Raw genomic sequence first — 17,853 nt, forward strand, 5'->3', positions numbered from 1 at the left:
AATATCCGTTGTCGTAGTCACTAAAGCTTCGGTTAGTCTTATTTTTCTAACTTAATTTTCTTTAAGTTAAGTTCTGCACATAGGTGCGGGCTTGTTCTGTATCTATAGCAATTTGCTGAGTTAGTTCAGTTAGCGAGTTGAACTTTTGTTCATTACGTAGCTTCTTTAACATCACTACTTCAATAACTTCACCATACAAATTGTTGTCAAAATCAAAAATATGTACTTCTAATTGCTGCCTAATACCAGCAACGGTTGGCCTAGAGCCAATGTTAGCAACACCAAAATGGCTACCAAATTGACTTTTGACCTGCACCGCATAAACGCCTGAAACAGGAGATACACGGCGCTTTAATCTAATATTAGCGGTAGGAAAGCCCATTTCACGGCCACGTTTATCACCATGAAATACTTTCCCTATAATTGAGTAAGCTCTTCCTAACATGGTTTTTGCACCTGCTAGATCGTCTTGCTCTAATTTTTCTCTTATTGCCGTACTGCTTATTCTGCAACCAGCAAGTTTATGGCTAGCGGTATCTGTTACAGAAAAATTGAATTTTTTACCCGCCGCTTTTAACATCGAAAAATTGCCTTGGCGGTTTTTACCAAAATGAAAATCATCACCAACAATTAAGTGTTTAATCGATAATCGCTTAACCAGTAATTCTTCAATAAATATTTCGGCGCTTAGACTAGCAAATTTTTTATTGAAATTGATACAAATTAATCTATCAACACCTAATTTTTTCAATAGCGAATATTTATCACGTAATCGGCATAGTCTTGCCGGTGCAGTAACTGGTGAAAACAACTCTTGCGGTTGTGGTTCAAATACCAAAACAGCAGCTTCACAATTTAGCTCTTTTGCTTTATTAACAAGAGCTGAAACCACTTGTTGATGCCCTAAATGAACACCATCAAAATTACCTATGGTTAACACACATCCTTGACTACTTTGCTCGCCACTGATCTGCATATTGTGAATGCCACGTGTTAATTGCATGAACCTAATAAACCCTACTGCCGACATTCATTTGCTATCGAACAAATCATAAAAGAATAAAAATCGACGAATTATATCTCAGTCGGCAGCAAGAATCAGCCCTTAGTGTTAGTTATTTTGCGCAATTTTTATATCAGAAATGCGAATACCTAATAACAACAAACAAACAAAGTAACTGAACATTCCAGCCGTTATACACACAATAAGTTGCCAAACTTGTTCTGTGAAGCTAAGTGATAACCAAAACTCAAATGCTGGTGATAAATAATAGACCACCGCCGCCATTACCATAGCTGATAAAATTAAGCGTGTTATAAACCACCAGGTTCTGTTCGACAATTGAAAAACATTCGCACTTTTTAAGCCGTGATAAAGCATCATGGCATTCAATGTTGCTGACAACGTTGTCGCTATTGCTAAACCAACGTAGCCAAAAAATGGTACTAACATTAAATTAAACACCATATTAGCCACCATAGCTTTTATGGCTATTTTTACTGGAGTTTTGGTGTCTTGGCGAGAATAGTATGCCGGAGCGAGTACTTTAATAAACATAAAGCTCAATAAGCCGGTTAGATAGGCAAACAAAGCATATGAAACTTGTATTACTTGGTGCTGATCAAATTCACCACGCATAAACAAAATCATAATGATAGGTTGTGCAAGTACCATTAATCCCGCTAACGCAGGCCAACCAAATAACGACACAATTCTCAGTCCCCAATCAATTGTATCACCAAACTCTTGGTTATCTTTTTTAGTGTGTAATTTGGATAGGCTCGGCAATATTACGGTAGCTATACCAATACCAAATAACCCCAAAGGGAATTCTAGCAATCGATCAGCATAATACAGCCAACTAATTGAACCAGTAATTAGCATACTGGCAATAATTGTGTCGAGTAGTAAATTAATTTGCGTGACAGAAACACCAAATAAAGCAGGGATAATGAGCTTGCGAATTTTAGTAACACCAGGTGCATTCCACGCCCATTTAGGTTTAACCAACGCTCCTGCTCGATAAAGAAAAGGTAGTTGAAAAGCAAATTGAATAAAGCCCCCTAAAAACACTCCCCAAGCCAAGGCAAATGCGGGGTTTTCCATCAATGGCGCTAAATATATGGCACAAGCGATAATACCAACATTGAGTAAAACTGGTGTAAAGGCAGAAACAGCAAAACGGCCATAGGTATTTAATATCGCACCTGACAATGCCGTAATACTAACAAACCAAAGGTAAGGAAAGGTTATTTTTAATAAGGTACTAGCCAGATCAAATTTTGCGCTCGATGGGCCGTCAGATACCCAATCTAAAAACCAACCAAAACCAAATAGCGCAACAAAAATTGGTGATGCTATCATACCAAAAAGAGTCACTAAGGTAATAATAACGCCTAAAGTACCTGAAACTTGTGCAATCAGTTTACGGGTATCATTTCTGTCTTGCTCTTCATCAAGGGTATGATATTCACTTAATACTGGAACAAATGCTTGTGCAAAAGCACCTTCAGCAAATAAACGACGAAAAAAATTAGGGATTTTGTTGGCAAAGAAAAATACATCTGCAGAAGCTGAGGCCCCCATTACATTGGCAATAATCACATCACGCACCAAGCCAAGAACTCGTGAAATTAATGTCATCGCACTGACAATAACTCCCGACTTAATTAATTTTTTACTCAATCGACTCAATCCTATTTGTCAAAAATTTAGCTACCATTTTTAATTTTTTAACGTATTAGCCTTAAACCTTTTTGGATTTACGCAGCATATAGTTAATGGCAAGTTATATTATGCGGCTTATGTGAATTGATAAACAAGCATTTAATAACATTAAGAGAAGAGTTTTACTTCCAACTTCCCGTTAAAAACTTTAGAATGCGCGCATTGGTTTTATTTATACAACGGGTAATTATCCGAACTGTCAAATTAAAGCAGTAAATTGTTTGACAAACCAGTTAAAAACAGGCATATTTCGTCGCCTTAAATTTAGGCTATATTTATTCAATTTTAGGAGTTCACCTTGGCTAACTCAAAGTCTGCTAAGAAGCGCGCATTACAATCTGAAAAGCGCCGTCAACACAATGCAAGCCGTCGCTCAATGATGCGCACTTTACTTAAAAAAGTAATTGCTGCTATCGAAGCCGGTGACAAAGAAAAAGCATCTACAGAATTTGCTGCTGCTGCACCGATCATCGATCGCTATGCAAGCAAAGGTCTTATTCACAAAAACAAAGCTGCACGTAGCAAGAGCCGTTTAAACGCTGCTATCAAAGCACTTTAATTTTTGTACCGAATTAAAAAACCGGCTTTAGCCGGTTTTTTTATGCCCCAAATTTGCTTAGGCTTCACTTTATTGATCTAAGAACTTGCGCTTACTCATGATTTTGTTAGTCTCTAGCCGGTATTTATTAAGAGAAACAAAACATGAAACTTTCAAAAATTGCATCTTTACTGCTTATCACCGGTGCGCTTTCAGCTTGTGGCGGCAATAATGAGCCAACTAATTCTTCAGCTGTTAACTTACTTCCCGAATATCAAAATCGTTTAGACATATATAAAACAGTAACTTTAAACGCAGACTTGTCTCATTTATCTGATAACCAAAAACAAATGTTATCTCTGTTAATTGAAGCTTCTGATATTATAGATGGCCTATTCTGGCAACAAGCGTTCGGCCAAGATAAAACAAGCTTTTTAGCGTCTATTAGTGATGAGAAAGTACGTGAATTTGCTCGTATTAATTATGGCCCTTGGGACCGTCTAAATGGCGACAAAGCGTTTTTGACTAACACTAAAGAAAAAAGCCATGGCGCACAATTCTACCCTGCTGATATGACTAAAGCAGAATTTGAGCAAGCAACATTCGATGATAAAAATGGTTTATATTCATTAGTGCGTCGTAATGAAAGTGGACAATTAAATACCATTGCTTTTTCGGAAGCTTACGCTGATGAAATCAATCGCATTGCGGTAATTTTAGAAAAGGCGGCAACCTTTGCTGATAATAAAGAGTTTTCTGCTTACCTTAAAATGCGCGCTAAAGCGATTCGAAATGACGACTTCCAAGCATCAGATTTTGCTTGGATGGATATGAAAACTAACCCTATTGATATTGTTATTGGCCCTATTGAAACCTATGAAGATCAATTGTTTGGCTATCGTGCAGCATTTGAATCTTATGTGTTGATCAAAGACATGTCATGGAGCGAAAAACTCGCTAAATATGCCGAATACTTGCCTGAATTACAGCGCGGTTTACCGGTTAGTAAAAAATATAAAGCTGAAGTGCCTGGCTCTGACGCTGACTTAAATGCCTATGACGTAATATACTATGCCGGCCATTCAAATGCAGGTGGCAAAACTATTGCCATTAACTTACCAAATGATGAAGAAGTGCAATTAAAGAAAGGTACACGTCGTTTACAGCTTAAAAATGCTATGCGCGCTAAATTCGACGCAATTATGACACCAATAGCTGAAACATTAATCGTACCTGAACAACGCAAGAATGTTACTTTCACAGCATTTTTTGCTAATACCATGTTCCATGAGGTTGCTCACGGCCTTGGTATCAAAAATACCATCAATGACAAAGGTACTGTTCGTCAATCATTGAAAGAACATGCCTCAGCGTTGGAAGAAGGCAAAGCAGATATTTTAGGTCTTTACATGGTGCGTCAGTTGCTGGCTAAAAACGTTATTACAGAAGGAACACTAGAAGATTATTACACTACCTTCTTGACGGGTATATTCCGCTCTGTACGCTTTGGTGCGAGCTCTGCACACGGCAAAGCCAATATGGTTAGGTTTAACTATTTTGCTGAACAAGGTGCATTTACTCGCAACGAACAAGGTTTGTATAAGATTAACGTTGAAAAAATGACTGAAGCGATTGATTCATTATCTGAATTAATATTAACGTTGCAAGGTAATGGTGATTACGATGGTGTTGATAAACTTATCGCTGAAAGTGGTGTTATCAAAGCAGACTTAGCGGAAGATTTAGCCAGTTTGGAAACTGCAAATATTCCTGTTGATATTACCTTTAAGCAAGGCAAAAAAGTGCTAGGTTTAAAGTAACCTAAAAGCAACCTGTTGGCGCTGTCTATAGCTTATACTTATATATAATTTAACATCTAAAGGCTAAACTTTTGTTTAGCCTTTTTTATTTTTCAAGTAACTAATTTTTAAAAGTATCTATTTAAAATTCAATAAAATATCTTTTCACAATCCACAGCGTAAATATCTTGATCACACCCAAACATTAACATAGCATTAACATATCAAAATTATCTATAGGCTAATTGGAGTTAACCTATGAATCTAACCAAGTTGAAATCAGCAGTAGTGCATTTAACACTGCTAATTTCTTGTTTTTCTAGCACAAGTTATGCAATAACAACCGCCGAAGATGTAAATACCTTCACTCTGAAAAACGGTATGAAAATCATCGTATTGGAAGATGATTCCATTCCAAATGCCAATATGTATTTATTTTGGAAAGTAGGCTCTCGCAACGAAGTTCCTGGCATTACAGGTCTTTCACATTTTTTTGAGCATATGATGTTTAATGGCGCTAAAAAATATGGTCCAAAAATGTTTGACCGCACAATGGAAGCCGCTGGCGGTTCAAATAATGCCTACACAAGTGAAAATTTAACTGTATATACCAACTGGTTTCCAACCGAAGCTATGGAAACTATTTTTGATTTGGAAGCTGACCGTATCGCTAATTTAGCTATTGAAAAAGCTAGCGTTGAAAGTGAACGCGGCGTGGTAACATCTGAGCGAACTACTGGCCTTGAAAACTCAAACTTTAGATCTATTTGGCAAGAAGTTAAAGGAGCAGCTTTTAGAGCTCACCCATATAGTTGGTCAGTTATCGGACACGCCTCTGATATTGAAAACTGGACACTAGATGATTTAAAAAAGTACCATGCAACCTATTACGCCCCTAATAATGCCGTAGTCGTTATCACAGGTGATGTTACAACCGCACAAGTAAAAAAATTAGCTAAACAATACTTCGAACCTATTCCAGCCCAACCTGCGCCGCAAGACGTTCGTACCGTAGAGCCAGAGCAAAAAGGTGAACGTACTGTGTATGTTCATAAAGCTTCGGTAACAACCCCTAATATTATGTTTGCCTACCACGTGCCGAATACACAACATCAGGACTATTACGCTATAGATATTCTAAATGATATCTTGGCCACAGGACAAAGCTCTCGCTTATACAAGTCATTAGTCGACGAGCAACAGATAGCCAGTGACTTATTTACATACCTACCAGAAAGTATAGACCCAAACCTTTTCTATATTTACGCGGTTGCTGCTAAAGATGTGAGCGCGACAGCACTAAAAAAATCTGTAATTAAAGAAGTAAATAGCATCATAAAAGATGGTATTACAGAGCATGAACTTGAAAAAGTAAAAAACACTAAATTGGTCAACTTTTACCGCACCATGGCAACTATAAATGGTAAAGCCAACACCATAGGATCATATGAAATGTACTTCGGTGATTACAATAAATTATTCTCTGCACCAACAGAATATAACAAAGTAACAATTGCTGACGTTCAGCGAGTAGCTAAACAGTATTTAATAAAATCAAACCGCACTGTCGGTATTTTATCTTCAGAAAAGGACAGTAATGATGCGGATTTATAGTTTAATCTTCACTCTATGTATAGCTTTACTTTCAAAACAAGCAAACGCTAACTACACATTACCTGAGTACCAAAAAATCACCTTAGAAAACGGCTTAACCGTTTATTTAATGGAGCAACATGAAGTACCACTTATCGACGTTAATATCGTTGTTAAAGCCGGCGCAATTAACGATTCTTTTTCAGGGTTAGCCTACTTAACAGCAGAGAACTTACTGTTAGGCACAACACAACAGTCAAAAGCGGAAATTAATACAGCTGTCGATTTTATTGGTGCAACTATCTCAGCTACTGCAGGTACCGAATCTTCCTACCTTGAAAGTTCGTTTGCCAAGAAAGATCAAAAAAACATGCTTAAATTGCTTAAAAACATCATTATTACCCCTAAGTTTGCCGAAGATGAATTTAACAAAAAGAAAAAACAGCAATTATTAGCCTTAGAACAGAGCAAAGAGAGTCCAAAATCTGTCATTAATAATTATGTAAAAGAGATGGTATTTGCACAATCTAGCTACAATGCCGTTACTGCGGGAAATACTCACTCGATAGACAAGGTTAAGCTAGATGACGTCAAATCGTTCCATAAAAAATGGTACCAGCCTGCTAATAGTGCCATTGTCGTTGTCGGTGATTTTCAGAGTAAAAAAATGCTACAGCAAATAAAATCATTGTTTTCTGGATGGAAAAACTACTCAACATTGACCCCGACAGCAGTTACGCCACCAAAACCATTAACCTCTGCAAAAGTACTATTAGTCAATAAGGATGACGCTATTGAGTCAACATTTGCCATCAGCGGTATTGGTATTGCACGAAACACGCCTGATTTAGTCGGAATTTCAGTTATTAATACTATTTTAGGTGGTCGCTTTACCTCGTGGTTAAACGATGAATTACGTGTAAATTCAGGCTTAACTTATGGTGCTCGCAGTAATTTCTCCTATTATAGTCAATCTGGCAGTTTTTCAATTTCAAGCTTTACCAAAACAGCAACAACTGTAGAAGCGATTGATTTAGCATTAAAAACCTATTATCGATTATGGGAAAAAGGCATAGACGAAAAAACGCTTGCCTCGGCAAAAGCATATGTCAAAGGTAAATTTCCACCAAAGTTTGAAACATCTCAAGATTTGAGTAATTTACTAGGTCAAATGTACAGTTATAATTTTGACGAAAGTTACATCAACACGTTTGAGCAACAAGTAAATTCATTAACTATTACTAAAACTCAACAACTTATTAATGAATATTTTCCTAAAGAGAACTTACAAACTGTAATCATAGGAAAGGCTTCAGAATTGCGAAATGTTGTTGGCAAATATGGTGATATTAAACAGGTGAATATTAAGGACATTAAAAGCCATTAGTGCACTGCACACTTGAATAACCAGTACTTTTATATCATAGTGGTCTGACTTGTTAAGACCATAATAATAAAAAGTTAATATAAAGGTACTGGTGTGAAAACATTTGATTATGTAATTGTTGGTGGTGGCTCTGCAGGCTGTGTTTTAGCTGATAAGTTATCAGCCTGTGGAAACTATAGTGTTTGCTTACTAGAAGCAGGTAAAGAAGACAAAAGCTGGTTAATTCACCTACCTATAGGCATTATTGGTTTAATGCGCGACCACACCTTAAATTGGCATTTTAATTCCCACCAAGAAAAAACACTCAATAATCGTGAAATTTTCACCCCAAGAGGAAAAGCGCTTGGTGGTAGTAGTTCAATCAATGCCATGCTGTACGTGCGAGGACAAAAGCAAGACTATGATCACTGGCACAGCTTAGGTAATCAAGGCTGGAGTTATGACGAAGTTCTACCTTATTTTAAAGCGCTTGAACATCAAGAGCGTGGTGAAAATGACTATCATGGCGTTAATGGCCCTTTAAATGTCGCAGATTCAGTTTCAAAGCCAGCTATTAATGAAGACTTTATTCTGTCGGCGGTTGCAGCAGGCTTTCCAGCGAATGATGACTTCAATGGCGCTGACCAAGAAGGTATTGGTTATTATCAAGTTACCCAAAAAGATGGCTTACGGCACAGTGCTGCAAAAGCGTTTTTAACGCCCAACCTAAACCGAGAAAACCTCACTGTCATTACACAAATACAGGTTGATAAAATTATTATCGACAACAAAACAGCCACGGGCGTACGCTATAAGCGCAAAGGTAAAATCCAAGCAATTACCGCTCGTAATGAAGTGCTTCTTAGCGCCGGAGCCATTAACTCCCCGCAGATACTCATGCTTTCCGGCATTGGCCCTAGATCTGAATTAGAACAGCACAGTATTGAACTTATTCATGAACTCGATGGCGTAGGAAAAAACCTACAAGATCACGTAGATATTCTTAACGTCGCACAACATAAAAGAACAGAAGTATTAGCATATCGACCAAAAGCGTTATGGTGGGGGGCAAAAGAAGCGGTAAAATTCTTTACGAAGCGTGCAGGTCTATTAACTACCGTCGTTGCTGAAACAGGTGGCTTTATTAAGTCGGAGCCTTCACTGTCAGAGCCAGATTTGCAGTTGCATTTCGTGCCAGCCGCAATGGATGATCATGGTCGGAATCATAAATTACTTTGTAGTTATGGTATTGCTGTTCATGTTTGCTTATTACGCCCAAAAAGTCGTGGTACCGTTACCTTAAATAGCAATAACATTAGTCAACATCCCCGAATTCAATTGAATATGCTAGATGATCAAGATGATATTGATACTATGATCAAAGGAGTTAAGATAGCAAAGAAAATCCTCTCAACACCGCCATTAGCAAACACTCATATTAAATATATTTTCCCTGACGATAGTTGCCAATCAGATCAGGATATTCATGAATTTTTAAAGGAAAAATGTAACACCATTTACCATCCTGTTGGCACTTGTAAAATGGGTCATGATAAACTTTCTGTCGTTGATGAAAAATTAAAAGTTCATGGCATCAGCAGGCTACGTGTCGTGGATGCTTCTATTATGCCAACGTTAATAAGTGGTAACACTAATGCTCCAACTATGATGATTGCAGCAAAAGCCGCGGATGAAATACTCACAGATGCTAGAAATAATTAAAAAATAAAAACAAATTTAATTAAATTTGAAACCAGATAGATGATTGGCAGGTCAAGTTCACTAATCCAATCATTTATTTATGGTGAACTTGTTGAATACCCTGACTTCAAAAACAAAAAGCTTAATTACTTTTCTCTTTCTTACAACTTTTACGCTGATATCCCTTAACGCCAGCGCTGAATCATCAGATGAATCAGTTATTGCTCCCATAGCACCAGCTTGGCAGCTAAAAACACAAACTGGTAAGGATATTTCTCTCGCTCAGTTTCAAGGACAGGCAGTAATATTGCATTTTTGGGCAACATGGTGTCCATATTGTAAAAAGCTACAACCGAAATTAGTGGAGCTTGCAGAGAAATATCACGACAAAGGCGTTAAAATTGTTGCAATAAGCTTTAATGAAGATGATAGCGCACTACCACAAGATGAATTAGCAGCTCGTGGTTATAGTTTTATTACAGCAGTCGATGGTGATGAAATAGCAATGCGTTATGGTGTAAAAGGCACGCCGACAACATTTTTTATTAATAAAAATAATCAAGTAATATTTAAATCAACAAGCTCTGATATTACCGATCCGCGATTAGAGCTTGCAACTAAAGAAATAGCTAAATAGCTGCACTCAGCTGGTAAAGTTTTTTCTTATACTGCCGCTTTTGCTTTGGTTCATGTAGCCAAGGCAAAGAGCTTTGCAATGTTGTTATTGCTGAGGATTTATTACCTTGCAGTATATATACTTCATGTAACTCCAAATAAGCTTGCTTAACATAAGGAGTTAGTTCAATAACTTTACGATAAAAGCGTATAGAATCATCAAATTCACCTTGATACCTTGCTAATTGCGCCTTTTCTAACCAATGATATGGGTTTGGATCATAGATATTTTCAATACGCTGCTTAATTTTTTGTGCTCTATCAAAGCGCCCTTGTTTCTTAAGTAAATTAACATAATTATCTAGTACACTAATATTTGCATCAGAACTTTCCAACGCTGTTAGATACAACTGTTCTGCTGTTATCTCATCACCTTTTTTCTTATGTAATAGTGCAAGTAAGTTTATTGCAGATGCATTATTACTATCTAACTCGTACGCCCTTTTTGCAAAAGCAAAGGTATTATCATAGTCACCTTCAATATAAAACTCAGCGCCTTTGTTGATATAATACATCGCAAGAAAATCATTAGAATTAATAAGTTTAGATCGAATGTTGTCCTCTTGAGGAAAGTAATCAATAACAATCGCAGGGCGATTCACATAGAAAACATTTTTCTCAGGAATAAAGTTTGGGTCATATAATAAGGATTGCACATGGCTTGAGGATAAAACCACATTCCCATGCTTTTCATATATAGGAAGTGAGTGCATTTTTCGATAACTCATATCAACATCGATCAGTCGTGATAAAGCGGTAGTCAATATTGCTAAGCTCATACAGTTTCCACTATTTCTCTCCATCGCTTCATTAGCACTATATGTTTTGCCATAGTAACTAAAGTTAGAAAGTTTACTTTCCAAAAAGCGTTTAACAACTTCATGAGGCAAATAACCTTTACTGCTTTGCGATTGATAGAAATTTAAAAAATCCTGTTGCTGCTGCTTACTAAGTTGATATAGTGCAGACTCGGATATTACTGGCGAGGTTGTCTGAAATAAATCTTCATTTAATGATATCATGCTTTTCTGAACACTATCATTCCCTTGAGAACTACAACCGATAATAAAAATAACCAGAAAAGTTAGTAATAGATTACCTTTATACCGCATTAGCATTCCCTTATTTATAATCATATTTGAGTCTTAAAAATCAAAATTACGAAATAAATCGTACTTCAATGTATAAAAAAACAATATCTGTTGTCTAGCATTTTCAACAAATTAATAGTGTTATTTTATTATTGCAGAATAGTAAAGTCCTAGTCGATGCTCACATTAATCAAATAATAAATAAAATTATTTTTAACGCCAATAACTAGCCACTCATCCCAATTTATTAAAGTGCCTCTTGTACCCTCGCTCTGCGCAGCATAGAATCAATACCAGCTTAATATGACAATTTTACTTATCGTATTACATAAACCTTATCATCCACATGGATAAACTATAAAAAGGTAATTTAATGAAAACTCGTTATCTAGCCCCGCTAGCAATTGCAATTGCACTAGCTGGTTGTCAGCAGAATAATGCTCCGACAAATGTCACCCAAGTCGAACAAGAAAAAGAGCAAAAAGTTGCAAGTATAGCCAATAACCCATTCTTTGTTGAATACGATACTCCTTATGGTATTCCACCATTTGAAAAAATTAAGAAAAGTGATTACCTACCTGCTTTCTATCATGGTATTGAGCAAAACAAACTGGAAATTGCGGCAATTACTAAAGTTCGCTCACGTCCAACATTTGAAAATACCATAGTAGCAATGGAAAAGTCTGGCGACTTCCTTACGAAAGTAAGCAATACTTTTTACGGTTTAACTGGCTCTATGTCAGATGAAGAAATGCGTGCTATTGCCAAAGAAATATCACCAAAGCTATCGGCCCTTGGTGATGACATTGCACTCAATGATGCATTATTCCAACGCGTAAAACAGGTTTACGATCAAAGAGAGCAATTAGAGCTTCGTATAGATCAAAAACGCTTATTAGAAAAAACCTATAAGAGCTTTGTTCGTGGTGGTGCAAACCTAAACGATGCTGATAAGTTAAAATTGCGCGAACTTAATGAAAAGCTTAGTGGCCTTAGCTTAAAGTTTGGTGAAAACTTATTAGCTGAGACAAATGGCTTTGAAATGGTTATTGATAATAAAGCTGATCTTGACGGTTTGCCTGCCGATATTATCGCAGCAGCGGCAGAAACAGCAAAAGCACGTGGCCATGAAGGAAAGTGGGTATTTACCACACACCGCCCAAGTAAAAATCCATTTTTAACGTATTCAACAAACCGTAAGCTACGTGAAACCATTTACAAAGGTTATACCATGCGTGGCAATAACGACAACGCTAATAATAACCAAGCAATTGCTAGTGAAATGGCAAGTTTACGTTATCAAAAAGCACAATTATTAGGTTACAAAACTCACGCGCATTTCGTTTTAGAAAATGCAACTGCAAAAACACCTGAAAATGTTTTTGAGTTACTAAATAAAGTGTGGCCTGCTGCACTTGAACGCGCTAAAGAAGAGTCAGCTGACATCCAAAAAATGATTGATGCTGAAGGCGGTAAATTTAAAGTTGCGGCATGGGATTGGTGGTATTACTCTGAGAAAATTCGTAAGCAACGCTACGATATTGATGCCTCAGAAACTAAACCTTACTTCTCGTTAGAAGCAACACAACAAGGTGTTTTCTATACTGCTGAGAAACTTTGGGGTGTAACTTTTAAAGAACGTGATAACTTACCTAAGTATCATGAAGATGTACGCACGTTTGAAGTATACGACCGTGACAACAGCTACATTGGTATTTTCATGGTTGACCATTACGTGCGTGAAAGTAAACGTGGTGGTGCTTGGATGAGTAGCTTCCGTAAGCAGTACCGCATGAATGGTGAAGACGTTACGCCAATTATCTACAACGTACTAAATTACCCACGTCCTATTGGCGACCAGCCAACATTACTGACTTTTGATCAAGCTTCAACATTGTTCCATGAATTCGGTCATGCTATTCAAGGTTTACTATCAGACGGTTACTACCGCTCGCAAACAGGTACTTCGCTACCTCGCGATTACGTAGAATATCCATCACAAGTTATGGAAAACTGGATGACAGAGCCAGAAGTATTGGCGAACTTTGCTAAGCACTATCAAACAGGTGAAGTGATCCCTCAAGCCCTTGTTGAGAAGATTCAAGCATCTGGTAAGTTTAACCAAGGCTTTGGTACTACTGAATACCTTGCAGCCGCACTACTTGATATGAGCTGGCACTCACTTGAAACTGCCGAGCTACAAGATGCAAATGAGTTTGAGAACAACGTTATAAAAGAAATTGGCTTGATTGAGCAAATAGCACCACGTTATAAAACAGGTTACTACTCTCATATTTTTGCAGGTGGATATTCTGCCGGCTATTACGGCTATATTTGGTCTAATATCTATGATGCTGATACTTGGTTAGCATTTAAAGAAAACGGTATATTTGATCAGAAAACTGCTGAGCTATTCCGTAAGCATGTTTTAGAAAGCGGTGGTACTGACGACCCAACAGTAATGTATCGTCGTTTTAGAGGACAAGATCCGAAAGTTGAACCGTTACTTGAGCGTCGTGGCTTAACCAGCAAGTAGCATATAAATAAAATTACTTAAACTAAAAAGGGTCGCTAAATAGCGACCCTTTTTAATGCGTTACATACAACTTATTGTAGATATAAACTACCTTCAAAGAAGCCAAATACTGTCTCAAATGCTTGTTGTTGGTATTGCTTCAAACCAGTGTCACGAAAATCAATATCAACTTGGCTACGCGTTAATGCCTTTTTAATAAAGCTACCCGCTAAAATTTCTACTGGTAAATCTTTTATTAATTGAATGGCTGCCTCTAATTTAAAGCCAACCGGACCACCGGCAAACTTACCTTTTAAAGCACGCCCTTTTATTACCACTTTATCGACTTGGTAGTCTTCCATCAGCTTAGCAAAAGCGAACTGAAACTCTTGAACTTGTTCAGCGTCACCGGCGTCAACAAGGCTAATTTTTTGTACGCGCGTTTTCGGTATGTCGTACAACCCATTTGCTTTTGACATGATACAAATAATTGCATCGTTACCTTTTAACTCAACACCACATATTTTCATAAATTAACCTCATTTCTATTGTGTGCGTTATTATAAATTAGATTTACCTAAGCTGCAGCGTTTTCATATATTTAAAGTAAACTACCGCAGCTTTTCCTATTTTGGCAGATCGGCTATGCTATCTTCTCCGATAGTAATATTATTTAATGTTGCAAATGCTTTATAGTCAGCAACCGCTGAAGGGTTTCCTTTATTTTCTTGGCAGACCCCCCGTTGGTATTGATAACTAAAAACATCAAACCATAAGTCCAATAAATTGGCATTAGTTTGCTCACCCGCCAAAGCTAAAATTTGGGCTGCTACTTCTGCAGTTGCTAATTCAGTATTATTTGCCGCTAGCCGAATTTGATAACGAGAACTTAATTCAGCATTATCCTCTGGTGCTTTTGGCGTAAACGACACTACAGGTAAGTGTTGTAAATAGCGACTACGACGAAAAATTTTCTTTGCTTCACGCCAACTGCCATCAAGCATGATAAACAAAGGACGTTTACTTGGTTCAAGCTTAATTTCATTATCAAAAACATCTCGATTTTCACCAGCATAAGCTTTAGGGAATACAATCATTGGCTGCCAACTTGGGTCAGACAATAAGGCTAAAACTTCAGGATTTTCTTCTGTTCTCGACCATAAAAAAGCAAAAGTATCAGGAATTAAATCAGCAATAAGTTTACCCGTATTGCTCGGCTTTAATACTTCGGTATCGTACATCAATAGTAAAAAACCAGCATTTGACTCCACCTTAGGAGCCAATGAGCAAATACAAAACTGCTTGGCTAAGCGGCATAGGTCACAACGAATAACTCGCTGTCCTCTAGACTTATAAGTAGTAGTGCTTAAGCTTTGACGATACTTGTGAAGTTTTTGTACTGCGTGCATAAAAGATGTGCTAGATAAATTTTGGCGCTACTGTAACGTGCAGTTTCAACCTTAGCAATAAAAAATAGTAGAATAAAAAGAAATATATCACTCAAAATATTTAGACTATTAATAAACCCGGTGTCGCAAATACAGAAAAAGCGTTAGAGATGGCGCTCTAACGCTTTAATAAGTAAATAATTGTGGCTAAAAGTGTTTTATTCACTAATAGGTAGTTTCTAATACCTAAATAGCGTTATGACGATTTTTTTCACTGGCACTAATAAAATTAAAGTTTGCCAACTCATCAACTTCATCTTTTAACTGCTCTTCCATTTCATCTATCGCAATAACAGACTGACATAGCGCTTCACCACGCATTTCAAGTCCCTCACCACGAGCTTCCATTTCTTGTTCTATCTGTTGTCCAAAAGTTTCCATACGTGTTTCAAAAGCATCCATATTGCCACCAGAGAAAAGCATTTCCTGACCTACGGCAATCATCAAACTACCAATTGAATTTTGAATCGTAGTTTCTACAGCTGACTCAATACGTTCTTCAAACTCTTCACCAAAAAAGTCATCACCAGCAAAGCCATCTTCGTCAATATAGAAATCTTTCGAACCGTCAAATTCATTGTCAACTTCTGTGCGTATTGTTGTTAATTGTGTAGTTAAATCTACACTTACGTTATTACCTTCACCAAGTAACTCATTAAAGGCCAAATTTACGCCATCAATGGCAAGATCAATAGCATCAAGCGCAATACTCTTAACTTCAGGAACAACATCACGAATGCTCGTAGAATATTCGGTTAACAATGATTGTTGGCTAGCGGTTAGATCAACTTCTTCACCGTTTACCACTAAAGTGTCATTATTTACAATGCTATACAGTGGTGATTTGTTTTTTGAGAAAGTAATTTTATCTGCACTGATTTTAATGCCGCCATTTAAATCAACATTACAAGAATTACTAGAAAAAGAGCTGTCATGAGCAAAGCTGGTTGAGCTGGCAAGAATTAACGCAGTAGCAATCAAAGTTTTCATATTTACCTTCCTTTATAAACCAATCAAATAATGTGCATTGTTTTTCTTTGTTGATTATTTATTTACAAGTCTAATGCCATTATTTTAATCTATATTTTTCAATGAGTTACAAAATGCACTTTAAAATCAAATGATAGAAAGGCTAAAAAATCGTTAAATAGCAAACAATTTAGTAAAATTAACAAATTCACATTAATGCTAAAAGGCTAATCGTTGTAACTTAGCCTTTGCATCTCAAATAATCGTGATTTGCAACGAGCAAACTCAAAAGCCAACTGACTTCCCTGATAGAGTTCAGCAATATCGACTTCAGCTTCAATAAGTAATCGGATTCCTCTATCATAGAATTCATCAACTAAGGCGATAAAGCGTCTAGCCTCATCATCTAATGCTCTCAATTGCCCCATAACAACACCACTACGTTGGTAGCCATCTTCAACACCAGAAAACACCGCAGGAATGAGCTCACCACTAAACTGTGGAACTGCACTAATCGCAATAGTATTGTATTTATCAGCAAGTTTAATATAGTCGCGTTGACTACGCGGCCCTGAACAAATCGCCATAAAATCAAACCATATTGCTTCATTGGTTTTTGCAATAAAAGCAATATTTCTGCCATGAATTTCAATCTTGTTAGTATACTCAGTATCGCCATTTGCAAGTTGCTGAAAACATTCTTTAAGCCACGAACTTTTAGCTTGCCCTACCGCTCGAATATTGTAGTCACGATAATGATTTGCATGGCCATCATCACTGAGGCGGTAGTCGAAAGGGCCATCGATTGATATCACCTGACAATAGCGATTAATAAGATCAATCGTTGGTAGGAAACGTGCTCGCTGTAAACCATTTTTATAGAGCTCAAACGGCGCACAATTAGACGTGGCAATTAACGTAATACCACGAGAAAACATAGCATTTAATAATCCTGCTAATAACATGGCATCAGCGATATCGTTGACAAAAAACTCATCAAAACATAGTACATCTACATCTTGTGCCCACAAGTTAGCAATACGGTCTAAAGGGTTTTCCTGGCCTTTCAAATTATTTAGCGCTTCATGAACCTCCTCCATGAAGCGATGAAAGTGCATGCGCTTTTTACGTGTTGTTGTTAACTGTTGATAAAATAGATCCATCAACATCGTTTTTCCACGGCCAACACGACCATGAAAATAAATACCGGTAATTGCAGGTTTATTTTTAACAAAGAACTTTAGTGAGAAAAAACTAAGACGGTTTTTAGTTTTACTATTTAATTGCTCAGACAAGGTGTCTAATGCTACTACTGCACGATATTGAGCATTATCTTGTTTCAGATGATTATTTTTAACTAGTTGTAGATAATGAGATATGACAGACATAAAGAAATTTTTGGCATAAAAAAAGGGCAGACTAACGTCTCC

14 protein-coding genes are annotated in these 17,853 nt (G+C 37.1%); 7 read left to right on the top strand and 7 right to left on the bottom strand.

What is annotated here, in order from left to right:
* Positions 1 to 61 precede the first annotated feature (61 nt).
* Together ribF and murJ are read right to left on the bottom strand one after the other, a co-directional pair.
* A complete protein-coding gene (gene ribF / locus AC27E9_RS06255; RefSeq protein ID WP_487128368.1) occupies positions 62 to 1,003 on the bottom strand; it encodes a bifunctional riboflavin kinase/FAD synthetase in 942 nt (313 codons plus the stop codon).
* Positions 1,004 to 1,111: 108 nt separating this feature from the next.
* A complete protein-coding gene (murJ, locus tag AC27E9_RS06260) occupies positions 1,112 to 2,686 on the bottom strand; it encodes a murein biosynthesis integral membrane protein MurJ (protein WP_487128370.1) in 1,575 nt (524 codons plus the stop codon).
* 340 nt (positions 2,687 to 3,026) lie between these two features.
* Here murJ and rpsT point away from each other — a divergent pair, with 340 nt between their 5' ends.
* From rpsT to AC27E9_RS06290, 6 genes are all read left to right on the top strand, one after another.
* Positions 3,027 to 3,287, top strand: coding sequence for a 30S ribosomal protein S20 (gene rpsT / locus AC27E9_RS06265; protein WP_487111366.1), 261 nt, complete (start codon positions 3,027 to 3,029; stop codon positions 3,285 to 3,287).
* A gap of 143 nt (positions 3,288 to 3,430) precedes the next feature.
* On the top strand, positions 3,431 to 5,086 hold the full coding sequence (locus tag AC27E9_RS06270) for a dipeptidyl-peptidase 3 family protein (protein WP_487128372.1): 1,656 nt from the start codon (positions 3,431 to 3,433) through the stop codon (positions 5,084 to 5,086).
* A gap of 252 nt (positions 5,087 to 5,338) precedes the next feature.
* Positions 5,339 to 6,679 (top strand): M16 family metallopeptidase, encoded by a 1,341-nt coding sequence (locus AC27E9_RS06275; protein WP_487129169.1) that lies wholly within the window; start codon positions 5,339 to 5,341, stop codon positions 6,677 to 6,679.
* The gene (locus AC27E9_RS06280; RefSeq protein WP_487128374.1) at positions 6,663 to 8,045 is read left to right on the top strand and encodes a M16 family metallopeptidase; all 1,383 of its coding nucleotides are present in this window, start codon (positions 6,663 to 6,665) and stop codon (positions 8,043 to 8,045) included. The genes AC27E9_RS06275 and AC27E9_RS06280 overlap by 17 nt, the downstream gene beginning before the upstream one ends.
* Before the next feature lie 93 nt (positions 8,046 to 8,138).
* A complete protein-coding gene (locus AC27E9_RS06285; protein ID WP_487128376.1) occupies positions 8,139 to 9,746 on the top strand; it encodes a GMC family oxidoreductase in 1,608 nt (535 codons plus the stop codon).
* Positions 9,747 to 9,837: 91 nt separating this feature from the next.
* Positions 9,838 to 10,362, top strand: a complete 525-nt coding sequence (locus AC27E9_RS06290; RefSeq protein WP_487128378.1) for a peroxiredoxin family protein — start codon at positions 9,838 to 9,840, stop codon at positions 10,360 to 10,362.
* On the opposite strand, the gene AC27E9_RS06295 is transcribed toward AC27E9_RS06290, so the two are convergent.
* Positions 10,355 to 11,512 carry a tetratricopeptide repeat protein gene (locus AC27E9_RS06295; protein WP_487128380.1) on the bottom strand — a complete coding sequence of 386 codons (1,158 nt, stop codon included), beginning with the start codon at positions 11,510 to 11,512 and terminating at the stop codon, positions 10,355 to 10,357. The genes AC27E9_RS06290 and AC27E9_RS06295 overlap by 8 nt on opposite strands.
* 352 nt (positions 11,513 to 11,864) lie before the next feature.
* On the opposite strand from AC27E9_RS06295, the gene AC27E9_RS06300 reads away from it, so the two are divergent.
* Complete coding sequence (locus AC27E9_RS06300) at positions 11,865 to 14,027, top strand: M3 family metallopeptidase (RefSeq protein ID WP_487128382.1); 2,163 nt, start codon at positions 11,865 to 11,867, stop codon at positions 14,025 to 14,027.
* A 71-nt stretch (positions 14,028 to 14,098) separates the two neighbouring features.
* On the opposite strand, the gene AC27E9_RS06305 is transcribed toward AC27E9_RS06300, so the two are convergent.
* The 4 genes from AC27E9_RS06305 to zapE form a co-directional block, all read right to left on the bottom strand.
* The gene (locus AC27E9_RS06305) at positions 14,099 to 14,536 is read right to left on the bottom strand and encodes a DUF3010 family protein (RefSeq protein ID WP_487128384.1); all 438 of its coding nucleotides are present in this window, start codon (positions 14,534 to 14,536) and stop codon (positions 14,099 to 14,101) included.
* 96 nt (positions 14,537 to 14,632) lie between these two features.
* The gene (locus tag AC27E9_RS06310) at positions 14,633 to 15,415 is read right to left on the bottom strand and encodes a tRNA-uridine aminocarboxypropyltransferase (protein WP_487128386.1); all 783 of its coding nucleotides are present in this window, start codon (positions 15,413 to 15,415) and stop codon (positions 14,633 to 14,635) included.
* 225 nt (positions 15,416 to 15,640) lie between these two features.
* Positions 15,641 to 16,444 carry a DUF2884 family protein gene (locus AC27E9_RS06315; protein ID WP_487128388.1) on the bottom strand — a complete coding sequence of 268 codons (804 nt, stop codon included), beginning with the start codon at positions 16,442 to 16,444 and terminating at the stop codon, positions 15,641 to 15,643.
* Positions 16,445 to 16,650: 206 nt separating this feature from the next.
* Positions 16,651 to 17,811, bottom strand: a complete 1,161-nt coding sequence (zapE, locus tag AC27E9_RS06320) for a cell division protein ZapE (protein ID WP_487128390.1) — start codon at positions 17,809 to 17,811, stop codon at positions 16,651 to 16,653.
* Between the last annotated feature and the right edge of the window lie 42 nt (positions 17,812 to 17,853).

Source organism: Colwellia meonggei (assembly GCF_057537295.1).

Coding starts and splice junctions, on each gene's coding strand:
- ribF (WP_487128368.1), bottom strand. CDS start 1,003: ATGCAATTAACACGTGGCATTCACAATATGCAGATCAGTGGCGAGCAA.
- AC27E9_RS06270 (WP_487128372.1), top strand. CDS start 3,431: ATGAAACTTTCAAAAATTGCATCTTTACTGCTTATCACCGGTGCGCTT.
- AC27E9_RS06280 (WP_487128374.1), top strand. CDS start 6,663: ATGATGCGGATTTATAGTTTAATCTTCACTCTATGTATAGCTTTACTT.
- AC27E9_RS06295 (WP_487128380.1), bottom strand. CDS start 11,512: ATGCGGTATAAAGGTAATCTATTACTAACTTTTCTGGTTATTTTTATT.
- AC27E9_RS06300 (WP_487128382.1), top strand. CDS start 11,865: ATGAAAACTCGTTATCTAGCCCCGCTAGCAATTGCAATTGCACTAGCT.
- AC27E9_RS06305 (WP_487128384.1), bottom strand. CDS start 14,536: ATGAAAATATGTGGTGTTGAGTTAAAAGGTAACGATGCAATTATTTGT.
- AC27E9_RS06310 (WP_487128386.1), bottom strand. CDS start 15,415: ATGCACGCAGTACAAAAACTTCACAAGTATCGTCAAAGCTTAAGCACT.
- AC27E9_RS06315 (WP_487128388.1), bottom strand. CDS start 16,444: ATGAAAACTTTGATTGCTACTGCGTTAATTCTTGCCAGCTCAACCAGC.
- zapE (WP_487128390.1), bottom strand. CDS start 17,811: ATGTCTGTCATATCTCATTATCTACAACTAGTTAAAAATAATCATCTG.